This is a genomic window from Sulfuricaulis sp. (assembly GCF_049587675.1).
In the GTDB taxonomy this organism is placed as follows: Bacteria; Pseudomonadota; Gammaproteobacteria; order Acidiferrobacterales; family Sulfurifustaceae; genus Sulfuricaulis.
Genome location: NZ_JBAVEJ010000263.1, coordinates 1 through 5,481, shown reverse-complemented (window position 1 = coordinate 5,481; position 5,481 = coordinate 1). Strand labels below are relative to the sequence as shown.

General features: G+C 53.0%; 5 protein-coding genes and 1 pseudogene. 2 read left to right on the top strand and 4 right to left on the bottom strand.

Going from position 1 to position 5,481, the window contains the following annotated elements; genetic code table 11:
• The first annotated feature begins 48 nt into the window (after positions 1-48).
• Positions 49-315: a hypothetical protein gene (locus WB402_RS13685; protein WP_424208779.1), complete on the top strand. Its 267-nt coding sequence runs from the start codon at positions 49-51 to the stop codon at positions 313-315.
• A 32-nt stretch (positions 316-347) separates the two neighbouring features.
• Here the strand turns inward: WB402_RS13685 and WB402_RS13680 are convergent.
• From WB402_RS13680 to WB402_RS13665, 4 genes and pseudogenes are all read right to left on the bottom strand, one after another.
• Positions 348-494, bottom strand: a pseudogene (locus WB402_RS13680) (YjbQ family protein); the annotation flags it as partial.
• Between the two features lie 147 nt (positions 495-641).
• On the bottom strand, positions 642-1,229 hold the full coding sequence (locus WB402_RS13675) for a hypothetical protein (RefSeq protein ID WP_424208777.1): 588 nt from the start codon (positions 1,227-1,229) through the stop codon (positions 642-644).
• A 26-nt stretch (positions 1,230-1,255) separates the two neighbouring features.
• Positions 1,256-3,712 (bottom strand): SAM-dependent methyltransferase, encoded by a 2,457-nt coding sequence (locus tag WB402_RS13670; RefSeq protein WP_424208775.1) that lies wholly within the window; start codon positions 3,710-3,712, stop codon positions 1,256-1,258.
• 10 nt (positions 3,713-3,722) lie between these two features.
• A complete protein-coding gene (locus WB402_RS13665; protein ID WP_424208781.1) occupies positions 3,723-4,409 on the bottom strand; it encodes a protein-L-isoaspartate(D-aspartate) O-methyltransferase in 687 nt (228 codons plus the stop codon).
• 703 nt (positions 4,410-5,112) lie between these two features.
• Here WB402_RS13665 and WB402_RS13660 point away from each other — a divergent pair.
• On the top strand, positions 5,113-5,481 hold a 369-nt coding region (locus WB402_RS13660; RefSeq protein ID WP_424208773.1), incomplete at its 3' end, for a hypothetical protein.

The window sequence follows — 5,481 nt, the reverse complement described above, 5'->3', positions numbered from 1 at the left end:
GTCTGACACGGTTTTTCCGTTTACTTCTGGTGGAAGCAAGGTAAGACCTTGCACTATCGTCCGCGCATGAAGACCGATCTGCTAGACGCTATTGACGCCGCGCTTGCCGGTAATTGGCAACGCGCGCACAAGATCGTGCAGCAGGACGAAGACGACCCGCTCGCGTGCTGGATTCACGCCGTGCTGCACAAGATCGAAGGCGATGCGGGCAATAGCCGCTATTGGTATTCGCGGACGACGCATTCGTATGATGAATTTGCCGGCGTCGAGCAGGAGTTGGCGGCAATTAAACACAAGCTGGAGAGCGGTCGCTAGGACCCGCGAGAGAAGCGAGCCATTCCCGATTGTTAATCCGCCATCACGATACAGATAATCTTGCGCTCAGCTCGCGGGCCGTCGAATTCACAAAAAAAAATATTCTGCCAGGTCGAGAGCCCCAACTCCCCGTCGATGATCGGAATCGTCTCCGAAGGCCCGACTAGGCCGGATTGCAATAACGGTGGTCGGACCCGAATTATTCCACGTGAGCCTCAGGGCCAACAGCCAGAAGCGTCCGGGGGCGGTGTTTGCTAAGCGGGTGTAGAAACTCGTGGGGCTTTTTTAAATCACTCAGACCAATGATGTCTATTCATGAAAAAAATCTAATAGTGTAAGCACATTCCCAGTATCCAACCCGTGGGCAGATGCAGACCCTTCCTGCCACCGTCAGTAGTTGCCTCAGTGTTACTGGCTGTCCTGTCCATGGTCTGGCAGTCTCCTTGGGTTCCTGTCGTGGCGTATTGATATGGCCCGGGTTGATACAGGCCGGTTGTGCTCGTGCCCTCTTTGGATGGTAACCAACCAATCATCAACGATGTCGTCGGACGTGTCTCCTGACCTGGAAACAATGCCGGAGTGGAGGGCGACGCCCTGTTCTCTTTCTCTTGGTTATTCACGACATTGGCATTTTGTTTGTTTAGATACCATGAAAACGGCATATGAGTAGCGCGAATGGCGGGATCGGGTAAAATCAAATCGATTGGAGGCGATGATTTTGCGGGGGCAATGCTTTGTGAGCTGTTCTTCGGCGCCACTGTTTCAGCAGTTACCGTGGCTGCGAACGCAATGCTGCACGTTAATGCTGCGCCGACGGTGAAGATGCGGACGAATGTTTTGGTTAAATAATGTGACATATGGCTGTAACGGCGAAGGGGTTCTATCTGTTGCTTATAAGACAGCAATTTATCCATGATGTTCCCTGGAAATAGGGGCAGATTCACTCTGACTCCAATTTTTTCTCCTCACCCCATCTTCCACTGAAAACCATCGTCGCCATCGCATACAACATCAGCGCTAATATCACCACCACCGTAAATCCAAAATGGATCGCAAGAATGGTGGCCATCACCGCACTCAAGACCGATGCACAGCCATTCACTCCCCACACCCAGGGGATAAAAGCAGGCGCGGCCTTACCCAATCGTGCCATTCCCAATGGAAATGGCATACCCATACAAAAGGCCAGTGGAGCAATGAGCAGGGCTGAAATGACAACTTTCACGAATGTCGGCAACCAGTTCAACAGAGAAAATAATGGCCCTAGCGCCAGGAGATAAAGCAACCCTACCAATATAATTCCTGTTACCGCCCCATTTACGCCGATTTTATACGACCGCGAATTGGCATAACGCTGCGACCAAGCGCTGCCGAGCCCCGCAAAAAGGAGAAAGCCGGAAAGAACCATGGCGGTGGCATAGAGAGGATGATGTAGAAACAGAATGAATTTCTGGATGAAGGCGATCTCGATAAATAAAAATGCGAGTCCCAGTGCAAAAAAGTAGCCGCTTATCCGGCTACGGCTGATATTCTCGGTTTTATTTTTGAGCAGGCGCTGGGATACCCACAGCGGCAGCAGGATCAATACCAGACTGGCAATGAGTGCCTGGACTAATGTGGCGATGAGTATCAGGTAGCCCCACTCCAGCAACGGCATACCGCCCTCGCCGCGCAAGGCAAGAATTTCATTTAATACGCCCCATTTGAAAAAATGGAAAAAGTAAGGCTGGTCGTCGCTGGCTGGTTGCAGGATGAATTTGTAATTCTGCAAATAGCTTGCCGCGTGATCACTGAGCAAGGCCTGCGCGCCCTGAAAAAAATAAGGCTCGGCCAGGACATTGTAACGATTGGTTTCAGCAATAGTGATACCGGGAAAATAGTCCGTATCAAAGGAACGTGCATCGCAGAACTTTTTAATGCTATGGATTTCTGTTTCGCTGAATGGGCTGTTTTTTATCAACAAGGTACCGGTCTGCCAGCCACGGATCAGCACCAGTCGTTTCTCCGGTTCATTGATTCCCGATTGACGTAATGCCTCCACGGCGGTGGCAAACAGTTTCAAGCTGTCGCGGGGCGGCAGTTTGATCCAACTGCTGAACGCAAGCATTCCATCGGGACTCAGGTGCGCGAGATATTCCTGTAGCGCTTGGACTGTATAAAGATAGTTCTCGCTTAATGAATAGAGCCCGGCCGCAGAAGCGCCGAAGGAGTCCAATAACGTTACCTGGATCAGGTCGTAGCGTTCTTTACTGCCACTGACAAATCCTCGCGCTTCGGTGATATGTACATCAACATTGGCGGCTGTATAAAGATCGCCGGCAAAGGCTCTATATTTCATTCGCACCAGGTCGACAACCTGCGGATTGAGTTCCACGGCATCGATGTGCCCTGCCCCATGGTAGTTGGCTTGTAACACTTCGGCTCCACCGCCGACACCGAGGATGAGAATCTTTTCTGGGTTTTTTATATGGTAAGGAAGTGCCGAGGTGATTTGGTCCAGGTAGGCGAGTTTTTCTCGCTCATCCGTGTGCGCCGTGATGACGGTCATCGCATCGGCATCGGTAAATACACCGAGTTGGGGCGGTGGTTCACTAGTGGCATTGAGGCTTAATCCCGGCGCCTCGCGCAAGGGTACCTGTGGACTTTCCATCACACTGATCAGCCCCAAGGGGCTGGAATACTCATCGATGATACGGGTGCCACTGATTTGCAAGGCTTGATTCATCCCCTTGTAGGGTGAGATCGCCAGCACCGTCCAGCCAGCGGGTAACATCAGAGGGATGAATGCGAGCAAGATAAGAACAAGAGTTATTCGTCGCGGCCGGAATTTTAATTCCCACGAGGCCAAGGCGGCCGCCGCAAACCCCAGGGTCCCAAGGATTTGCAACGCGGTGGCGGGAAAAACCAGAAACAACAACAGCACAATGCCGAGGCTGCCAATACCGGCGCCCAGCAGATCGGCGGCATAGACTCGGGTTATTTCATCGCGATAATGGGCCAACGCCAGACCAAGGCCGTTGGCAACAAAAAAGAACGGCAAAGCAAGTACCAGATAAATCAGCATCAGCCGTAGCAATTGATGAAAGTCCCATAATATTTCCTCGGGATTAAACGACACCTGCTGGGCGATCAGATAACAGCCAACCGCTGACACGCCAAACATGGCCAGGTTGCCGAGATAGGCCAGGGGAAAACGCGGCAACAGCCGGTGCGCGGTCAGTGACAGGAACGTGCCGCTGGCGCCATAACCGAGCAGGGCCAGGCTGATAATCATGTAGGCGAAGTGGTGCCACTGGATAATGGAAAACAACCGCATCAACAGTATTTCATACGCCAGTGCCGTGGCCGAAAGTAAAGCGATGGAATAACTGGGGGGTCGCCGCTGGTTTTCCATCATGTCTGCGTGTTTAGTGCGCGCCGGTTAAGGGTACAAACCTGACCGGCAGGATTTGACGGGTTGTGAGTTTTCCCTTGGCATCTTTTTCCACCACTACGAGTTGTTGGACCATAAATCGGCTACCCACCGGGATCACCATTCGCCCCCCGGGCTTGAGCTGCTGGATCAATGGTGGCGGGATGTGGCTGGCTGCCGCCGTCACGACAATGCCATCAAAGGGCCCCTGCTCTTCCCAGCCGTAATAACCATCACCGATACGGACATGAACATTTTTATAATTCAGTTGCTTCAACCGCTCCTTGGCCTCATTGCCAAGAGGTTCAATGATTTCGATGGTGAACACCTCGGCGACAAGTTCCGCCAGAATCGCGGCCTGGTAACCCGAGCCGGTGCCCACTTCCAGCACTTTATGTTGTCGCTTGGGTTCCAGCAGGTCTGTCATTAGCGCGACGATGTAGGGCTGAGAGATGGTTTGCCCATGCCCGATGGGTAGCGGACGGTTTTCATAGGCTAGATGACGCACTTGCCCAGGTACAAATTCATGGCGGGGCACCTTGCCCATGGCGTCCATCACCTTCGGGTCGAGTTCTTTTTTATTGATATAGAAACTGGTCGAACGAGCATCCGCTTCAATCTCTTGAATCATGCCTTGGCGTGCCTGGGTGTATTTGTCCTGTGCCTGTGCAGATGAATTCATGAGCAGGACAAAGACACCAAGGATGAGCAGGACAAATCTATTTCGGCATAAGCGCATAATAAAAAAGTATGACCAGCTTTCAGACGTCACACAACCGGAATCAGATCACAATTGTTCTGAATATTGGCGAGAACCGTGCTCTGGCCCCATTTTTGCGACATAAATGTAAATGTTGAAAGGGGCGGCAGAATCCCCGCTGACGCGGGGATGATATGCAAAACCTGGATGCCCGCCTCCGCGGGCATGACATGCTTTAATTAATTTCCTTCAGATATTTTTTGTCACACTGTAACCTGCCCTCGAATGCTTTAGTCGGGACGGTGATGACAACCTCCTTGATTGTCATGCCCGCGGAGGCGGGGTGAGGCGGTGTTGTCGCGAATGTCCAGCGGACATTCGCGCCGCCGAACGGGTGCAACGAGTTCTGTTGCACCCTGGGCAGCAACAGGTAGTGAATGACCAATAGCCGCCCTTTGGGCGGCTATTGTCCTTCAGGATACACAGGGTAGAAGCATGATTGGTGGGCTGGTCGCGCCGGGTGACACGCTTGCGCCCGCCGCCCCGACGAACCTCACGGTGCAATAGGCGCTTACATACTGACTTCAGCAAAAGTCATTCCATTTGCGGTCCCGCCCCGGTTTTGCGCGTATAGTGATACTGAACGACCCACGGGCCAGCCCGCGCTAAATCGAGGAACCACAGTATGGAAGGCATCAGCGATATCAGAATCACGGGCATCGACGAAACGCGCCCGCCGCGAATCCGCAAGGAACCGTACATCGACCTCTGCTTCCGGCTCACGCACAAGGCGCCGGTTGACTGGTGTCATGATTTCACCGATCACCTGTCCAAAGAGGCCTTTCCGGCAAAGATCGATACCAAGGAGTGCCTGTACATCGAAACCTGGGTCCGAACACAGGACGAGATCGTCGGGCACCTGCAGATGCTCAAGAAAGCCGTAGCGCAGTGCAACGCGCGCTACATTGAAAAGATCCAGGCGCGCGAGCGCGATCGGGACGGCGACAATGATGCGCTGGCCAAGCAAGCCGGCCCTCAGGGGCAACTGAACCGC

What these genes read in the sequence shown, in the direction of transcription:
- WB402_RS13665 (WP_424208781.1), bottom strand. Translation starts at nt 4,409, where the DNA reads ATGAATTCATCTGCACAGGCACAGGACAAATACACCCAGGCACGCCAA.
- WB402_RS13675 (WP_424208777.1), bottom strand. Translation starts at nt 1,229, where the DNA reads ATGGATAAATTGCTGTCTTATAAGCAACAGATAGAACCCCTTCGCCGT.
- WB402_RS13670 (WP_424208775.1), bottom strand. Translation starts at nt 3,712, where the DNA reads ATGATGGAAAACCAGCGGCGACCCCCCAGTTATTCCATCGCTTTACTT.